This window comes from Dactylosporangium roseum (assembly GCF_025264685.1).
Classification (GTDB): Bacteria; Actinomycetota; Actinomycetes; order Mycobacteriales; family Micromonosporaceae; genus Dactylosporangium; species Dactylosporangium roseum.
In genome coordinates, this window is record NZ_CP073721.1 from 6,003,718 (window position 1) to 6,020,211 (window position 16,494).

General features: G+C 70.9%; 15 protein-coding genes. 2 read left to right on the top strand and 13 right to left on the bottom strand.

Features of this window, described 5'->3' with window-relative positions; translation table 11 throughout:
• Nucleotides 1-29: 29 nt before the first annotated feature.
• The 7 genes from Drose_RS28055 to ruvC all read right to left on the bottom strand — a co-directional run bounded on the left by Drose_RS28055 (nucleotide 30) and on the right by ruvC (nucleotide 6,376).
• Complete coding sequence (locus tag Drose_RS28055; RefSeq protein ID WP_260724300.1) at nucleotides 30-554, bottom strand: adenine phosphoribosyltransferase; 525 nt, start codon at nucleotides 552-554, stop codon at nucleotides 30-32.
• A gap of 73 nt (nucleotides 555-627) precedes the next feature.
• Nucleotides 628-1,815 (bottom strand): protein translocase subunit SecF, encoded by a 1,188-nt coding sequence (gene secF / locus Drose_RS28060; protein ID WP_260724301.1) that lies wholly within the window; start codon nucleotides 1,813-1,815, stop codon nucleotides 628-630.
• 2 nt (nucleotides 1,816-1,817) lie between these two features.
• Nucleotides 1,818-3,644: a protein translocase subunit SecD gene (gene secD / locus Drose_RS28065; RefSeq protein ID WP_260724302.1), complete on the bottom strand. Its 1,827-nt coding sequence runs from the start codon at nucleotides 3,642-3,644 to the stop codon at nucleotides 1,818-1,820.
• 79 nt (nucleotides 3,645-3,723) lie between these two features.
• Nucleotides 3,724-4,077, bottom strand: coding sequence for a preprotein translocase subunit YajC (yajC, locus tag Drose_RS28070; RefSeq protein WP_260724303.1), 354 nt, complete (start codon nucleotides 4,075-4,077; stop codon nucleotides 3,724-3,726).
• A 120-nt stretch (nucleotides 4,078-4,197) separates the two neighbouring features.
• Nucleotides 4,198-5,262, bottom strand: a complete 1,065-nt coding sequence (gene ruvB / locus Drose_RS28075; RefSeq protein ID WP_260724304.1) for a Holliday junction branch migration DNA helicase RuvB — start codon at nucleotides 5,260-5,262, stop codon at nucleotides 4,198-4,200.
• A complete protein-coding gene (gene ruvA, locus Drose_RS28080) occupies nucleotides 5,259-5,867 on the bottom strand; it encodes a Holliday junction branch migration protein RuvA (RefSeq protein WP_260724305.1) in 609 nt (202 codons plus the stop codon). The genes ruvB and ruvA overlap by 4 nt, the downstream gene beginning before the upstream one ends.
• Complete coding sequence (ruvC, locus tag Drose_RS28085) at nucleotides 5,864-6,376, bottom strand: crossover junction endodeoxyribonuclease RuvC (protein WP_260729829.1); 513 nt, start codon at nucleotides 6,374-6,376, stop codon at nucleotides 5,864-5,866. The genes ruvA and ruvC overlap by 4 nt, the downstream gene beginning before the upstream one ends.
• 140 nt (nucleotides 6,377-6,516) lie before the next feature.
• On the opposite strand from ruvC, the gene Drose_RS28090 reads away from it, so the two are divergent.
• Together Drose_RS28090 and Drose_RS28095 are read left to right on the top strand one after the other, a co-directional pair.
• Complete coding sequence (locus Drose_RS28090) at nucleotides 6,517-7,311, top strand: 3-hydroxybutyrate dehydrogenase (RefSeq protein WP_260724306.1); 795 nt, start codon at nucleotides 6,517-6,519, stop codon at nucleotides 7,309-7,311.
• Nucleotides 7,312-7,461: 150 nt separating this feature from the next.
• Entirely contained in the window at nucleotides 7,462-9,354 is a 1,893-nt protein-coding gene (locus Drose_RS28095) for a helix-turn-helix domain-containing protein (protein WP_260729830.1), read from the top strand.
• A gap of 91 nt (nucleotides 9,355-9,445) precedes the next feature.
• On the opposite strand, the gene Drose_RS28100 is transcribed toward Drose_RS28095, so the two are convergent.
• The 6 genes from Drose_RS28100 to Drose_RS28125 form a co-directional block, all read right to left on the bottom strand.
• The gene (locus Drose_RS28100; RefSeq protein WP_260724307.1) at nucleotides 9,446-10,072 is read right to left on the bottom strand and encodes a TetR/AcrR family transcriptional regulator; all 627 of its coding nucleotides are present in this window, start codon (nucleotides 10,070-10,072) and stop codon (nucleotides 9,446-9,448) included.
• Nucleotides 10,073-10,116: 44 nt separating this feature from the next.
• On the bottom strand, nucleotides 10,117-11,649 hold the full coding sequence (locus Drose_RS28105; RefSeq protein WP_260729831.1) for an MFS transporter: 1,533 nt from the start codon (nucleotides 11,647-11,649) through the stop codon (nucleotides 10,117-10,119).
• Between the two features lie 219 nt (nucleotides 11,650-11,868).
• Nucleotides 11,869-13,185 carry a glycoside hydrolase family 5 protein gene (locus Drose_RS28110; protein WP_260724308.1) on the bottom strand — a complete coding sequence of 439 codons (1,317 nt, stop codon included), beginning with the start codon at nucleotides 13,183-13,185 and terminating at the stop codon, nucleotides 11,869-11,871.
• Nucleotides 13,186-13,282: 97 nt separating this feature from the next.
• Nucleotides 13,283-13,954, bottom strand: a complete 672-nt coding sequence (locus tag Drose_RS28115) for a response regulator (protein ID WP_260724309.1) — start codon at nucleotides 13,952-13,954, stop codon at nucleotides 13,283-13,285.
• Nucleotides 13,951-14,970 carry a sensor histidine kinase gene (locus tag Drose_RS28120; RefSeq protein WP_260724310.1) on the bottom strand — a complete coding sequence of 340 codons (1,020 nt, stop codon included), beginning with the start codon at nucleotides 14,968-14,970 and terminating at the stop codon, nucleotides 13,951-13,953. Before Drose_RS28120 ends, Drose_RS28115 begins: the two co-directional genes overlap by 4 nt.
• Nucleotides 14,971-14,976: 6 nt before the next feature.
• Nucleotides 14,977-16,488: a hypothetical protein gene (locus Drose_RS28125; protein ID WP_260724311.1), complete on the bottom strand. Its 1,512-nt coding sequence runs from the start codon at nucleotides 16,486-16,488 to the stop codon at nucleotides 14,977-14,979.
• Between the last annotated feature and the right edge of the window lie 6 nt (nucleotides 16,489-16,494).

Below are 16,494 nucleotides of genomic sequence, written 5' to 3' on the forward strand. Positions count from 1 at the left end.
ATGGCCTCCCGACCGGAATCCGGCGGCCCTCACACGGTCAGCAGGGCATGAACCGGACGCGGCGCGAGCTTCTCCCGCCCCGCCAGAAACGCCAGCTCCAGCAGCACGCTGAAGCCGCTCACCCGGCCGCCGGCCCGCTCCACGAGATCGAGGGTGGCGGCAGCGGTACCTCCTGTGGCAAGCACGTCGTCGACCACCAGCACCCGCTCCCCCGCCATGAACGCGTCGGCGTGCACCTCGATGACGGCCTCGCCGTATTCCAGGGCGTAGCTCGCGGTCACGGTCTTGCGGGGCAGCTTGCCGGCCTTGCGGATCGGCACGACGCCCTTGCCGGTGGCGTAGGCGACGGCGGCGGCGACGACGAACCCGCGCGCCTCGATGCCCGCGACCACGTCGAACGAGCCGGCGCCCTGCTCGGCGATGATCGCGTCGACCGCGGCGGCGAACGCGGTGCCGTCGGCGAACAGCGGCATCAGGTCCTTGAACAGGACCCCCGGCTTGGGGAAGTCCGGCACGTCCAGCACCTTGCTCGCGACCAGCTCCGAGATCTCCACCGACGCTCCTTGGGGGACGAAAGGGGCACGGGCGCCGCGACCACGACGCCCGTGCCCAAGTACATCAAACCGGTCAGCGGCGACCGCTGCCGCCACCCGGCCGGCCGCCGGCCCGCGGCCGCTTGCCGGTGCCGGGCCGGCTCGACGGCCGGGCGCCCGGGCGGGGCGCCGCGCCGGCGAGTTCCGAGCGCTCGACCTTCTTGGCCGTGCCGCCGGAGCCGTCGGAACCACCCCCGCCGACCGGCACGCCGTCGCTGTCCAGGGCCGGGGACGCGGCCCGGCTCGCCTGCTCCTTCGCGAGCGACGCACGCTTCGCGGCGACCCGGGTGTTGTGGGCCTGTAGCCGCGGCTCGCGGTCCTTGAGCTCGGCCAGCACCGGCGTGGCGAAGAAGATCGACGAGTACACCGCGACGCCCATACCGATGAAGAGCACGAGGCCGAGGTCCTTCAGGGTGCCGGCGCCGAGGAGGCCCGCACCGATGAAGAGCAGGCCGCCGACCGGCAGCAGCGCGACCAGACCGGTGTTGATCGAGCGCATCAGCGTCTGGTTGACCGCCAGGTTGGCGGCCTCCGAGTACGTCTGCGTGCTCGACCCTGTGATGCCCTTGGTGTTCTCCTGCACCTTGTCGAAGACGACCACGACGTCATACAGGGCGAAACCGAGGATCGTCAGGAAGCCGATCACAGTCGAAGGGGTGACCTCGAAGCCGACGAGCGAGTACACACCGGCGGTCAGGACCAGGTCGAGCAGCAGCGACGCGATCGCCGCCGCCGCCATCCGCCACTCGAACCGCGCGACCAGGTAGACGAGCACCGCGGCCAGGAAGATCACCAGGCTCAGTGCGGCCTTGTCGGTGACCTGGCCGCCCCACGACGTGCTGACCGCGGAGTCGCTGATCTGCGTCGGGTTGATGTTGAACCGCTGGGCGACCGAGTCCTTGATCTCGGTCTGCCGCGCGGCGTCCTTGATCAACTCGGTCTTGATGATGTACTGGCTGTCGCCGATCGTCTGGCCGGTCTTGACCTCGACGCCCGCGTCGCCGAAGGCCTTCTCGACGTCGTCGAGCGTGCCGACGCTGACGGGCACGTTGTACTGGTTGCCGCCCTCGAACTCGATGCCGAGCGAGAAGCCGCGAACCACCATGCTGCCCACCGCGATCACGATCGCGATCATGGCGACGAGGAACCAGACCTTGCGCCGGCCGACGACGTTGACGCCGGCCTCACCGCGGTAGAGCCGGGCTGCGATGCCACCGCTCATCGTCAGGCCTCCTTCGGGCGGTTACGGCGGGTCGGCGCCGCGTCGGACGTGGATCGGTGCTCGAGCACGCGGCCGAGGCCGCTGACCCGTGGTGACAAGAATGCCTTACTCCGCGCGAACAACGTCATGATCGGATGGCGGAAGAGGAACACGACCACCAGGTCGAGGATCGTGGCGACACCGAGCGCGAAGGCGAAGCCCTTCACCGAGCCGATCGAGACGAAGTACAGGATCGCCGCGGCCAGCAGGGTGATGGTGTTGGCCGAGATGATCGTCCGGCGGGCACGGGCCCAGGCGCGCGGCACCGCGCTGCGCGGGCTACGGCCCTCGCGGATCTCGTCCTTGAGCCGTTCGAAGTAGATGACGAACGAGTCGGCGGCCACACCGAGTGACACGATGAAGCCCGCGAACCCGGCGAGGGTGAGCGTGAAGCCGATCTGCCGGCCGAGGATCACCAGCGCCATGTAGACCAGCGCGCCGGACAGCACGAGGCTGATCATGATGACGCCGCCGAGCAGCCGGTAGTAGAAGAACGAGTAGAGCACGACCAGCGCGAGGCCGATGCCGGCGGCGAGCACGCCCGCCTCCAGGTGCGAGCTGCCGAGCGTCGCGGAGATGCTCTGCGCGTCCTGCGACTCGAACGACAGCGGCAGTGCGCCGTACTGCAACTGGCTGGCCAGCAGTTCGGCCGAGGCCTTGTTGAAGGTGCCGCTGATCTCGGCGTCACCGGGGATGATGCTCTGGATCGTCGGGGCCGACACGACCTCGTTGTCGAGGACGACGGCGACCTGCTGCGGGTTGCTGCCGCCGTTGAACGCCTCGCGGGTCAGGTCGGTCCAGCGGTCCTGTCCGCCGCTGGTGAACGACAGGTTGACCGTCCACTTGCCGTTCTGCGGGTTGATCCCGGAGTCGGCCTTGGAGACGTGGGTGCCGAGGACCTTGGCCACGTCGAGCTGGTACTTGACGCCCTCGCCACAGGCGACGACCGACTGCCTGTCGTCGCGGATCGAGCCGACCGGCCGGTGGTCGAGCTTGTCGCAGGTGACGTAGGGGATGTTGAACTGCACGTTGGGCGGCAGGGCCGCGACCTCTTCGGGGGTCAGGTCCTTGAACGGCTTGTACAGCTCCGCCTTGGTCGGATCCTGCGCGAAGTTCAGCGGGGCCTGCTCCTGCAGGGCGGCGGCCCAGACGGCCTCGCCGAGCTTCTTCTGCACCGCGGCGCGCCGCTCGGCGATGCCGGGCAGCAGCGAGGCCGACGGGGTCGCGCTGGCGCCGGCGGCCGGGGCGCTCCCGGAGGCGCTCGTGCTCGCCGCGGGCTGCGCCGACGCCGAGGCGGGCGCGGAGGCCGGCGCCGATGCGGAGCCGGACGGGGCGGCGGAGCCGGACGTCGAGGCGGACGGCGACGCGGAGCTCGACGGGTCGGTCGCGCCGGTGTCGCCGGTCTGGTTCAGCACCTTGCGAAAGCGCAGCTCGGCGGTCTGACCGACCTGCTTGAGCCGGTCGTCGCTCTTGCCGGGCAGGGAGACGACGATGTTGTTGTTGCCCTCGATGACGACCTCTGCCTCGGCGACACCGAGGCCGTTGACCCGCTGGTCGATGATGCGGCGAGCGGTCTCCATCTGCTGGCGCGTCGGCGCCTGGCCGCTCTCCGTCCGAGCCTGCAGCGTGACGGTGGTGCCGCCGATGAGGTCAAGGCCGAGCTTCGGCTCGAGCCGGTCGCGCCATCCCCCGCTGCCGCCGAACCACGTCAAGAGGCCGAAGACGATGAAGATGAGAGCGAGCACGGCGAGTTGCCGGCTCGGGCGCATCGGTGCCTGAGGTTGTGCCACGGCTGTCGGGTCTCCCTGCGATAACGCCGGCGGGGTTCGCGCGGCGTGAACGTTTCACGATGTGGCTGCGCGCAAGCTTTCAGTCGGCGTCTTTGGCGGGGTCTGCCGATGCCTCGCCGTCGGTGGCCTCGGCGTCGCCGGCGTCGGCCTTCTTGCTCACCTTGCCGATGGCCGCCCGGGCATATCTGGCGGTGACGCCCGGGGAGATCTCCAGCAGGATGGTGTCGTCCTCGATGCCGCGCACGATGCCGTAGAGCCCGCCGACGGTGACCACCTCGTCGCCGATCCCCATCGCCGACTGCATGCTCTCGACCTCGCGGCGGCGGCGCTGCTGCGGCCGGATCATCAGGAAGTAGATGAGCACGAAGAACCCGGCGAAGATCAGGAGGGTGAAGAACCCATTGCCGCCCGAGCTTTCCGCGGCGTAATACACGATGGTTGGCCTTCCGGTCGAAGTACGGGGTCCGCGCAGCGGATCGCGGCGAGTCTAGTCGGTGTGTCGGACACCACGCAGACCGGCGTCCATCACGGTCCGATCACGACAGGCTGGGAGCTACGGCTCCAAACTGAACAGATCGGGCATCTGCGTCGAGCCGCCCGCGGGATTTCCGCCACCGACGGTACCAGCGGGAACTGGAAGGCCGAGATGACGCCACGCACCAGCCGTGGCGACCCGGCCACGGGGAGTGCGGGCGAGGAGTCCGGTCCGCAGCAGAAAAGGCTCGCACACCTCCTCCACCGTGTCGGGCTGCTCCCCCACCGCGACGGCGAGCGTGGACAGGCCGACCGGCCCGCCGCCGGCCCGGACGAGCGCGAGCAGCACGGCGCGGTCGAGCTTGTCGAGCCCGAGCTCGTCGACGTCGTACACAGCGAGCGCCGCCCGCGCCGCCGCGAGGTCGACGACACCGGTGCCACGCACCTCCGCGTAGTCGCGGACCCGGCGCAACAGCCGGTTGGCGATCCGGGGTGTACCGCGGGAGCGCCGGCCGATCTCCGCCGAGCCCTCCGCGGTGATCGGCACGTCGAGAATCCGGGCGGACCGCACGATCACCTGATCGAGTTCGTCGGCGTCGTAGAAGTCGAGCTGCCCGACGAACCCGAAGCGGTCCCGCATCGGTCCGGTCAGCAGGCCGCTGCGGGTCGTGGCACCGACCAGCGTGAACGGCTCGACGTCGAGCGGGATCGCGGTCGCGCCCGGCCCCTTGCCGACCACCACGTCGACCCGGAAGTCTTCCATCGCGCTGTAGAGCAGCTCCTCGGCCGGGCGCGCCATGCGGTGGATCTCGTCGATGAAGAGCACGTCGCCGCGGGACAGGCTGGTGAGGACGGCGGCGAGGTCGCCGGCGCGCTCGATCGCCGGGCCGCTGGTCAGCCGGAGGCCGGCGCCCAGCTCGGCGGCGACGATCATGGCCAGCGTCGTCTTGCCGAGGCCCGGCGAGCCGGACAGCAGGATGTGGTCGGGCGGGCTCCCCCGGCGCAGCGCGCTCTGCAACAGCAGATCGAGCTGCTCGCGCACCCGGTGCTGGCCGACGAACTCGGCGAGCCGGCGCGGCCGCACGCTCTGCTCGGCGACGGCGTCCTCGTCGGACGCGAACGAACTCAGCAGAGGATCGGTCACCGGATCGTCCCGAGCATGCGGATCGCCTGCTTGAGCAGGACCGGCACGGGCGGCGCGGCCTGGCCGTCGAGCTGCTCGGCGACCACGGCCACAGCCTGGTCGGCCTGGTTCTGGGTCCAGCCGAGCCCGATCAGCGCCTGGCGGACCTGCTCGGCCCAGGGCGCGCCGGCGCCCACGCCGACCAGGGCCGCGCCGTCGCCGGCGAACGCGCCGACCTTGTCCCGCAACTCCAGGACGAGCCGCTCGGCGCCCTTCTTGCCGATGCCCGGCACCCGGGTCAGGGTCGACGTGTCGCCGCCGGAGATCGCCCGGCGGACGACGTCCGGGGTATGGACGGCCAGCACCGCCTGTGCCAGCCGCGGCCCCACGCCGGTGGCGGTCTGGAGCAGCTCGAACAACTGGCGGGCGTCGTCGTCGGCGAAGCCGTAGAGCGTGAGCGAGTCCTCCCGCACGACCAGCGAGGTGGCCAGTCGCGCCTCGGCACCGACCCGCAGGTCGGCGATCGTGTGCGGCGAGCACTGCACGGCGATGCCGACACCGCCGACCTCGATCACCGCCCCGTCGGGCGACACCGCCACGACCTTGCCGCGAACGCTCGCGATCATCGGGCCCTCCTCACGGCGGCGGCGATGCGGTCCCGCGTGCCACCGCGCCAGACATGACAGATGGCCAAGGCTAAGGCGTCGGCGGCGTCGGCCGGGCGCGGCGCGACCTCCAGCCGCAGCAGACGGGTCACCATCGCGGTGACCTGGGCCTTGTCCGCCTGACCGTTGCCACTCACGGCGGCCTTGACCTCGCTCGGCGTGTACATCTGCACGGGCAGCCCGGCACGGGCCGCGGCGAGGATCGCGACGGCGCCGGCCTGCGCGGTGCCCATCACGGTGCGCACGTTGTGCTGGCTGAACACCCGCTCGACGGCGACCGACTCGGGCCGGTGCTCGGCGAGCAGGGCGGTCAGGCGCTCGTCGAGGTTGAGCAGCCGGTGCGCGAGGTCGGTGTCGGGGTCGCTGGTGACCACCTCGTAGTGCACGAGCCGGCAGGCCCGCCCCGGCAGGCCTTCCACCACGCCGACGCCGCACCGGGTCAACCCGGGATCGACCCCCAGCACCCGCACCGACACCCCCTCAAACGTGTGTTCGACAGACTAGTCGACCTTTCGACCGTACCGGTGCCGCGACACACACATCGAGTGGCCCGAAGGTATGTGGGCGCACCCCATGGGACGGACCCCCGAAGCCTCGTACGTTTCCGGCCATGACGACACCGCGCCCCGTTCCCCCGCACCAGGTGGTCGCCCTGGACCTGCGCGGCCGGACCGCCCTGGTGACCGGAGCCGGCAGCGGCATCGGCCGGAGCGTGGCCGGGCGCCTGGCCGCCGCGGGCGCGCGGGTGGTGGCGGTCGACCGGGACGCCGAGCCGCTGCGGTCCCTCGCCGACGACACCGGCGCCGTGCCCGTCGTCGCGGACCTGTCCGACCCCGACCGGGCGGAGGAGGCCCTGGAGGGGCACCGGGACGTCGACGTCCTGGTCAACAACGCCGGCCTCCAGCACGTCGCGCCGCTGGAGGAGTTTCCGCCCGAGCGGTTCGCCCACATCCAGACCGTCATGGTCGAGGCGCCCTTCCGGCTGATCCGGCTGGTGCTGCCGCACATGTACTCGGCCGGCTGGGGCCGGATCGTCAACATCTCCTCGGTACACGGCCTGCGGGCCTCGCCGTTCAAGGCCGCCTACGTCACTGCCAAGCATGCCTTGGAGGGCCTGTCGAAGACGGTGGCGCTGGAGGGTGCCGCGCACGGCGTGACCGCCAACTGCGTCAACCCGGCCTACGTGCGCACGCCCCTGGTCGAGGGCCAGATCAGCGCCCAGGCCGCGACGCACGGCATCCCCGAGGCCGAGGTCATCGAGAAGATCATGCTGACCAGCTCCGCGATCAAGCGGCTGATCGAGCCGGAGGAGGTCGCCGAACTGGTCGCCTACCTGTGCACCGACGCCGCGGGCTTCATCACCGGCACGTCGGTCGCCATAGACGGCGCCTGGACCGCCCACTAGCCCCCTTTTGCGCGTTGATCTTGCAGTTGTGGTGCCTGACAAACCCGGACATCGTGGGAGTGTCTCGGCACCACAACTGCAAGATCAACGCGAGGGGATGCCGGCGGACGATGCGTGGGGCCGAACAGCCAGAATGGTGGCGTGACGACGATGCTGGAGTACCTCGAACTGCTCGCGCGGGAGGCCGCCGCGGTCGAGTTCGAGGGCCCGCTCCTCGCCGCCCGCGACGCCGGCCTGCCGCCGGACCGGGTCGCCGAGCTGGAGCAGGCGAAGGTCGTCGCCCTGCGGGTGCGGGCGCTGCTGGAGCGGCGCCGGCGTCGCGAGGAGGAGCTGTCCGGGCTCTTCGACACCGCGAGCGACCTGGCCGGCCTGCGGGACCTCGACGCGGTGCTCGCCGCGATCGTGCACCGTGCGCGCACGCTGCTCGGCGCCGACGTGGCGTACATGACGCTCACCGACGAGACGCGCGGCGACACGTACATGCGGGTCACCGACGGCTCGATCTCGGCCCGGTTCCAGGCGCTGCGCCTGCCCATGGGCGCCGGGCTCGGCGGGCTCGTCGCGCAGACCGGCAGCCCGTACGTGACGGCCGACTACCCCGAGGACGTCCGCTTCCGGCACACCGGCGACATCGACGCCGGCGTCAACGAGGAGGGCCTGGTGGCGATCCTCGGGGTGCCGCTGCGGCTCGGCTCGCGCGTCATCGGCGTCCTCTACGCCGCGAACCGCTCCGCCCGCCCGTTCGCGCGGGAGGAGGTGTCGCTGCTGGTGTCGCTGGCCGCGCACGCCGCCGTCGCGATCGACACCGCCCGGCTGCTCGCCGAGACGCAGGCCGCCCTGGATGAGCTGTCCGCCGCGCACGGCATGGTCCGCGCGCACAGCGACTCGGTCGAGCGGGCCGCCGCCGCACACGACCGGATGACCGCCCTGGTGCTGCGCGGCGCCGGGGTCGAGGACGTGGCCGCCGTCGTCACCGAGGTGCTCGCCGGCTCGCTGCTCGTGCTCGACGCCGAAGGCCGGCAGCTCGCGCTCGTCGGCGAGCTGGCCCAGCCGGACCCGAGCGCGATCGCGGAGGCCCTCGCGGCATCGCGGACCGAGGGGCGCAGCGTGCGCCGCGGGCCGCTGTGGGTGGCCGCGGTCGTCGCCGGCGCCGAGAACCTGGGCGTGCTCGTGCTGCGCCCCGACCACCCGCTCGTCGACGCCGACCAGCGCATCCTGGAGCGGGCCGCGGTCGTCACCGCGCTGCTCCAGCTTTTTCGCCGCACCGTCGCCGACGCCGAGGGGCGGGTGCGCGGCGAGTTGCTCGACGACGTGATCACCCGGCCGGTACGCGACGCCGACGCCCTCCGGACCAGGGCGAAACGCCTCGGGGTCGACCTGGACGCGCCGAACGTCGTCGTCGCGATCGGCGAGGAGGCGCTGACCGGCGGCTCGGTCCGCCAGCGCGCGGTCTCCTGGGCCCAGACCTACGCGCAGTCCCGCGGCGGCCTCGCCGCTTCCCGCGACGGTCACGTCGTGCTGCTCCTGCCCGGCGACGCGGCCGGTCCGTCGGCCCGGGCCGTCGCCCGCGACCTCGGCAAGCTGCTGGGCCGTCCGGTGACCGCGGGTGCCGACGGACCGGCGACGAGCCCGGCCGGCATCGCGGCGGCCTACCGGGACGCGGACCGCTGCGTGACGGCCCTGGCCGCGCTGGGCCGGACCGGCACCGGCGCGAGCACGGCCGAGCTGGGCTTCGTGGGTCTGCTGCTCGGCTCCGCGCCGGACGGCCGCGACCGGGACGTGCACGCGTTCCTCGACGGCACGATCGGCCCGGTGGTCGACTACGACGCGCGGCGCGGGACAGCGCTGGTGAAGACGCTGGAGGCGTACTTCGGGGTCGGTGGTTCACTGACGCGCGCGGCGGAACTGCTGCACGTCCACGTCAACACGGTGACCCAGCGGCTGGAGCGGATCGGGCAGCTCCTCGGCGCCGACTGGCAGAAGCCGGACCGCGCGCTGGAGGTCCAGCTAGCACTCCGTCTCCACCGCCTACAAACGCGTTGATCTTGCAGTTGTGGTGCCTGACAAACCCGGACATCGTGGGAGTGTCGCGGCACCACAAGTGCAAGATCGACGCGCAACGGCAAGGGGGCGGTCAGGCGGCCAGGCCGCGGAGGACGGCGTCGACCAGCTTCTCCGCGAACCGCTCCTCGGGGACCATCGGGTTCCAGTTGAGCATGTTCTGCACGATGTTCGGACCGGAGAGCATGAGCAGCGCGAGCTCGACGTCGAGGTCGGCGCGCAGCTCGCCGGTCTCCACGCCGCGGCGCAGGACCTGCCGCATCACATCGCGCCGGGGCTCGATGACCCCCTGATAGACGCGATGCATCTCCTCGCTCTTGACGAGCTCGGGCAGCAGGCAGGCGGTGACCCTGCCGTATCGCTCCATGCGCTTGTTCCCCATCCCGCTGACCAGCATGACCAGGTCCTCGCGGACCGACTCGCCGCGCGGCTCCGGAAGCTGGCCCTTCATCATCGTCACCGCGTCGATGAGGAGCGCCTCCTTGTTCGGCCAGCGACGGTAGATCGTGGCCTTGCCCACGCCCGCCTTGGCCGCGACCGCCTCGATCGAGATGGCGTCGGCGCTCTGACCCGCGCTCAGCAGATCGAACACCGCCTCGACGATGGCCTCGTCGACCCTGGCGCTGCGCGGCCGGCCCGGGCCCTTGCGGTCCTGGTCGGCCGCGGGCTCGATGCGCCCATCCACGCTCGCCGTCGTCATGGTTTCCATTGTTACCGAGTTTCCACGGCAGATCTACCGGCAGGTCACGCGTCCACCAGCGCCACGCCCCGCTCCTCCGCGAGGCCTTCCGCGGTGGTCGGTGCGGGAGCGGTGGCCGGACGCTTGCCGGGCAGCCAGATCACCGCGACCACGGCGCCGAGGACCGCGAAGAGGGCCGAGCCGATCGAGGCGTAGTGCATCGCCGTGATGAAGGCGTCGTTCGCGTGCTGGATCAGCGCCGGCGCGGCGGGCCCGGCGTGTTCCGCCACCCCGTACGCACCGGAGATCGACTCGCCCGCCGCGTTCCGGGCTGCGGCGGGCAGGCCGGCCGTGGCGGACGCCATGTCGTCGCGGTAGAACGAGCTGACGATCGCGCCGAGAGCGGCCACGCCGAGAGCGCCGCCGACCTGGCGGATGGTGTTGCTGACGGCCGACCCGACGCCGGCCTTCTCCCGGGGCAGCGCGGCCATGATGGACTCGGTGGCGGGCGGCATCACGTTGGCCATGCCGACGCCCATGACGAAGAACAGCACGCCGACGACCACGATGGGCGTGTCCGCCTGGATGAGGATCCAGCCGGCCAGGCCGGCCGCGACGAGCAGCAGGCCGACGGTGCTGACCGCCTTGGGGCCGAAGCGCTTGACCATCGCGGCGCTGCGCGGGGCGAAGACCATCTGGGCGACCGCGAACGGGACGAACAGCGCGCCGGAGGCGAGCGGGCCGTAGCCGCGGACCAGTTGCAGGTAGAACGCGCTGAAGAACATCGCGCCCATGGCGGCGAAGAAGACCAGGCCGATCATGCCCGTCGAGGCCGAGAACTGGCGGTTGGCGAACAGCCGCACGTCCAGCGACGGAAACTCGACGCGCCGCTCGTAGACCACGAACGCGGCGAGCACCACGGCGGACGCGAGCAGCGTGCCCCAGGAGCGCGGGCCGCCGAAGCCGTTCTCGCCGCCCTCGATCACGCCGTACGTCAGCAGGGCCAGGCCGACGATCGACAGCAGCACGCCGACGATGTCGATGCGGCCCGGCTTCGGGTCGCGCGACTCGGGGACGAGCACGCCGACCAGGACGATGCCGACGACCACGATCGGGACGTTGATGAGGAAGACCGAGCCCCACCAGAAGTGCTCGAGCAACAGGCCGCCGACGATCGGGCCGATGGCCACGCCGAGGCCGACCGCGCCGGCCCAGACGCCGATGGCGCGGCCGCGCTCCCGCGGGTCGAAGACGTTCGCGATGATCGACAGTGTCGACGGCATGACCGCGGCGGCGCCGAGGCCCATCAGGGCACGGGCCGAGATGAGCTGGTCCGGCGAGCTCGCGTAGGCCGAGATCAGCGACGCGATGCCGAAGAGCGCGAGGCCCACGGTGAGCGTGATCCGCCGGCCGAGCCGGTCGGCGAGGATGCCGGCGGTGAACAGCAGGCCGGCGAAGACGAGCGTGTACGAGTTGATGGCCCACTCGAGCTGGCCTTGCGTGGCGCCGAGGCCGTGCCGCGGGTCCGCGATCGTGCGCATCGCGACGTTGAGGACGGTGTTGTCCAGGACCACCACGAGCAGGCTGATGACGAGCACGCCGAGGATGGCCCAGCGGCGGGGATGTCCGGTGTCGGGTGGTTCGGGTGGTGTGGTCTGGCTGGATGCGTCCACAGTTGGTGCTCCCCTGTGTCGGAACGCGATACGATACGGAACGGTTCCGTATCCACCCGGGAACATAATCCCCAGGGAAGCGATACGGAACCGTCTCGTATCATATTGTGCGCGCCGTCACACCCGTCGGGAGACGGCCGCGGCTCACTTCTGCGCCGAGGCCAACGGCGCCTGGTAGGACTTCAGCAGGGCCACCTTGTCCTCGTTCAGCGTGGTCCAGTCGTCGTTCAGGACGCCGCCCGTGTCACCGGAGTTCGGGTTCCACGACCAGTAGGTGTAGCTGAAGCCGTTCTCCTTCAGGTACGCCAGCAGGCTGCGCTGCCAGATGCCCTCCAGGTCCTTGTTGCCCTGGGCGTCCTTCTCGCCGACCGAACGGCCGCCGAACTCGCCCAGCAGCACCGGCGCGACGTTCTGCTTCACGAGGTACCCGAACTGCTTGTCCCACAGCGCCGGCATGTTGGCCGGGAACGACGGGTCGTTGAACCACTGCTGGGACCAGACCTTCGGGCTGTAGTCGTGGGCCGAGTACACGAGCTTCGACTGGTCCGACAGCTTCACCGGGTGCTCGGCGGCACCCTGGAGGTTGCCGCCCCACCAGTAGCCGTTGCCGTTGTAGGTCTCGATGCCCTCGACGATGATCAGCCAGTCGGGGTTCTCCTTGAGGATCGCGTTTCCGGCGCGCTCGGCGGCGGCCTTCCAGTCGGTCTTCTCGGAGCCGTCGCCCCAGGTGGCCTCGCCGTGGGGCTCGTTGTGCAGGTCGGCGCCGACCACGAGCGGGTTGTTCTTGTACTGCTTGGCCAGCTTGACCCAGTCGCCGATCCAGCGCTCCTCGCTGACCTTGTCGGTGTACCAGAGGTTGCTCTGGCCCTGCGAGGTGGGACGGTGCCGGTCGAGGATGACCATCATGCCGCGCTTGGTGGCGCCCTCGACGACCTTGTCCATGATCTGCGGTCCGGTCAGGCCTTCCAGGTCCGGGTTGAGCTTGAAGTCGACCCCGTTGACCTTCGCCGAGCCGTCGAACAACTCGTTGCTGAACGGCAGGCGCATCGTGTTGAAGCCGGCGCCGACCATCTGGTCGAGCATGTCGTCGAGCTTGCGTGACCAGAGCCCGTGCGGAGCGAACGTGTTCGTCTCCAGGCCGAACCAGTTCACGCCGGTGAAGGTGACCTCTTCGCCGCGCGCGTCCAGGATCTTGCTGCCGTCGGCGTGCAGCGGCATCTGGAGCCGCTGGCCCGCCTCGGCCTCTACCGGGTGGACCTTCTTATCGCCCTTCTCGCCGGACGACGGGATCAGGGCGATGCCGCCGACGACCAGAGCGACAGCCGCCGCGGCGGCGGATATCAGGATGAGACGCGTACGGGTGAGTTGACCCATCGAGTTGACCTTGTCCTCACGTTCGACGACGGCCGCCCGCGAGTGCGGGCGGCCGCCGGAGCGATCGGCTGAGGGAGTTTCTGACACCGGCGAGAGAGTCCGGCGTCACCGCTCAACCTGTCGGGCAGATCAACACGTTACGGATATCGGGAATGCGAAATCAGCGTACAAATGTCGGATTTGTTTATGCGCCAATCGTAGGAGCGTCCCACTCGGCGGCACGGACCACGGCCTCGAGCTTCGACCTGGCGCCCATCTTGTTCAGCAGGTGGCGCACATGGCTGCGGACCGTCGTGTAGCTGATGCTCAGCTCGCGCGCGATGTCGCGGTTGTCCATGCCTTCGGTCATCAGGCTGAGGATCTGCCGTTCGCGCGGCGTGAGGCTATCAAGCCGCCGGGCGTGCTCCTCGACGCGCCTGGACTCCTCGCGCCGGCGGGCCAGCAGCTTGGCGAGCTGGCGGGCCGGCACCAGGATCTCGCCGTCGACGGCACGGCGTACCGCCTCCGCGACATCGGCGCCCCCCGCGCTCTTCACCAGGTAGCCGGCCGCGCCGGCCTCGAGTGCGGCGAGGATGACCTGGTCGCTGTCGTCGGCGCTGAGGAAGACGATGGCGGCGTCGGGCTGGTGGGCGCGCAGGGCCGCGGCGGCCTCGGCGCCGGTGCCGTCGGGCAGCCAGTAGTCGGCGAGGACGACGTCGACCCGTTCGACGTCGGCGAGGTGCTCGACCTCGCCCACGGTGCTGGCCAGGGCCACGACGCGCAGCTCGGGGTGCTCGTTGAGCAGCACCGCCAGCCCCTCCGCGACCACCTGGTGGTCCTCGACGATCAGCACCCGGTACGGCGGACGGCCATTCACGGCGATGCTCCTTTTGATTGCAGGTCGGCGCCCCGCGGCACCCAGAACGTGACGGTGGTCCCGCTGCCGGGCACGCTGCTGATCCGGAACCAGCCGCCGGCCAGGGCGGCACGCTCCCGCATCAGGACCATCCCCAGGTGCCCCGGCTCCGGCTCGCCGAACGCCTCGGCCCCGACCCCGTCGTCGACGACCCGGACCAGGTAGCCGCCGTCCTGTTCACCGAGAACAACCGTGCAACGGTCCGCGTCGGCGTGCTTGCCGACGTTGGCGACGGCCTCCTGCAGCATGCGGTAGATCAGCAGGCGGGTCGGCAGCGCCGGCTCGGCGGTGAGCCGGTTCTGGAGCTGTACGACGAGATCGTGGTCGGCCGCCAGGCCGTCGAGCAGGTCGTGGGTCGCCGCGGCGAGCCCGTCGCTGGACAGCTTCGGTGGCCGGAAGTCGAAGATGAGCCGGCGCAGCCGGTCGGCGGCCTGGGCGAGCGACTCCTCGAGCCGGCTCAGCATCTCCAGGTCCTTCGGATCCTGGAGCCGGCGCCGGAGGTGCTGCAGGCGCAGCGTCGCGGCGGTGATCACCTGGAGGCTGTCGTCGTGCACCCCGGCCGCGATCCGGGCGCGTTCCCGCTCCTGGCTGAGGATCAGGTCGTCGAGCAGCTCGCCCTGCTCCTTGCCGGCCCGCTTCAGCCGGACGATCCGCTGTTCGAGACTGGAGCGGGACCGGTTCGGGTCGCTCTGGTCGTCGACGGCGAGCACGACGAGCCCGCGCGGGTCGCCCTCCAGGGTCTTGGCCCGGACGTCGACCTCCAGGTGCCCGCCGTCGGGCAACTGGACCACCGCGGTCGCGGGCGTGGGGAACCCGCGCGGGTCCCCCACGAACAGTTCGTCGACCCGGCGGCCCACCAGCTCGCCGGCGGTGCGCCGGAAGAGCGTCTCGGCAGCACTACTGGCCAGGCGGACCACCCCGGACGCGTCGAGCACGATCAACGCCTCCGGGGCGGACCGGAACGCCTGCCAGTACATCCGTTGTCAGTTCTCCAGGTCCTTCGGCACCGTGTACGGCTTCTGCGGCGGGATGTCGACCGGGCCGCCGGACTTGTCGACCTTGAAATTGATCTTCGCGATGGCGTCGCTGCGCTGGCCGTGCAGCTCGAACACGACGGTGTCCTCGGTGTCGCCCGGGATCGTGTATTGGCCGACCGCGCGTGCCGAGCCCTTCTGGTCGACCCGGAACGCGGACACCAACTCCGGCTTGGCGCCCTTCGCCGTCCGGACGGTGACGTGGACGGCCTCGTTGGGGGCGAACTGCGTGGCGTAGAAGTTGACCACCGTGCCGGGCAGGCCGCCGTAGGCGTTGGTGCGGGCCTGTGGCGTGAAGGGCAGGATCGTGAACCCGGACGCGACCGCGGCACGGCTCTGCTCGCCCAGGAACACCAACTGCTGGGCGCCCTTCAACTGGTACGGCATGACGAGCCCGGCGCCCTTGAACGAACCGGCGTCGTTGGTCTGCACCGCCATCACCGGCTGCCCCCCGGCCGAGTTCAGCCGGATCAGCACCCGCTCACCCGGCGCGAAGCCGCTGCCGGAGAAGGTGAGCTTCTGGGTGGCCTTCAGGGCGTACGGCGCGAGCTTGATCGACGGGTAAAGCCGCAGCACCTGGAACGGTGCGCTGGCCGCCGCTCCACTCGTCTTGCCCACGACCACAAGACTGGTCTGTCCGACGGCGGTAACCCCAACTCTGATCGGCGTCTTACCCACTGAGCCACCCTCATCCGCCTTGAGGGTGAGGTTCGGCTCACCATTGATCCGGCCCCAGAAGACGTTGAGCTCCTCGCCGGGCGCGAAGCCCTTGGCGGTCAGGTTGACCGTGTCGCCGGGCTTGCCCACGATCGCCGACAGCGTCGCCTGGCCGGCGCCCTGGGCGACCGCCGCGTCGGCCTTGGCGACCTTGTCGCTGCCGCGGGCCTGTGCGGTGACCTCCAGCACGGGCGCGGTCATCCGGTTGGGGAAGCTGAAGTTGGTCGTGAAGACGCCGTACTTGCCGGCCTTCGCGGTGCCGACCTGCTTCACCTTGGGCGCGTTCGGGGTCGCCTTGCCCTTGCCCTTCTTCGGCTGCGGCGCGGCGTTGTCCGACGGCCCGAGGTACACGTCGATCATCGAACCCTGGTCGAAGCCGGATCCCTGGACGGTGACCGTGCCGCCGAGCCGCACCAGGCCCGGGTTCAGTGTGATCATCGGCGTGTCGCCACCGTGCACGAGGACGCCGTTGAGGTCGATCGTCGGCGGCGGCGGCTCCTTGGTCTGGGTCTCCGTCGTCGGCTGCTCGCCGCCGCCGCCGAACTTCGGCAGGCCCGGCGCATCGATGCCCAGCGCCGGAAGGACCGACCGGCCGAGGCTGATCAACAGGAACGCGGCGACCGCGGCCAGGACGATCCGGCGGGTCGAGAGCTTCTTGCGGGTACGGCGGACGGGTCGCTTACGACGGGCGGTGGCGCTGTTCGCGGTCGCCGGAGCCGCCCGGCGGCGCTTGACGGTCTGCATGCTTCA